The 513-nt window shown below is 36.3% G+C and carries 1 protein-coding gene; it reads right to left on the reverse strand.

Annotated features, from left to right (window positions below; translation table 11 throughout):
- Positions 1-35 precede the first annotated feature (35 nt).
- On the reverse strand, positions 36-482 hold the full coding sequence (locus tag EK369_RS23075) for a 30S ribosomal protein S9 (protein WP_127116315.1): 447 nt from the start codon (positions 480-482) through the stop codon (positions 36-38).
- Positions 483-513 lie beyond the last annotated feature (31 nt).

Genomic DNA, 513 nt, shown 5'->3' on the forward strand with positions numbered 1-513 from the left:
TATGTAATGAAATACATACATATACAGTACAAAGCTTAACGGTAAGACTTTTGGTAGCGAGCCCTGGCTCCTGGACCACCAAATTTCTTTGGTTCACAACGACGAGGATCTGCTACCAATAAAGTCCTGTCATACTGAATTAAGATATCTTTTAATTCTTTTTTTGAAGCTTCATCAACATATTTTTGATAATATGCAACAAGAGCTTTTGAAATAGCCTGTCTAATGGCATATATTTGAGACACATGACCACCACCATTCACTCTTACTCGGATATCTACATTGGAGAATTTTTCCTTTCCTAACAGTAAAATTGGTTCTTGTAGTTTGTCTTGAAGCATTAATGGTTCAACTCTTTCCAAGGGGCGTCCATTTACTCTTAGATTTCCTTTTCCACGTCTACAGTAAGCTACAGCTGTAGCTGATTTCTTTCTTCCAAAAACTTGGACAGAGTGAAGTGGCTCTTTCTTTTGTTTCTGCATTTTTTTAACTACTTTGATAACCTCCTTTTAG

The sequence above is a fragment of the Shimia sediminis genome (assembly GCF_003990645.1).
Lineage (GTDB): Bacteria > Pseudomonadota > Alphaproteobacteria > Rhodobacterales > Rhodobacteraceae > Shimia > Shimia sediminis.

Bases quoted from the DNA above. Each gene is read 5' to 3' on its own strand.
- EK369_RS23075 (WP_127116315.1), bottom strand. From the start codon at position 482: ATGCAGAAACAAAAGAAAGAGCCACTTCACTCTGTCCAAGTTTTTGGA.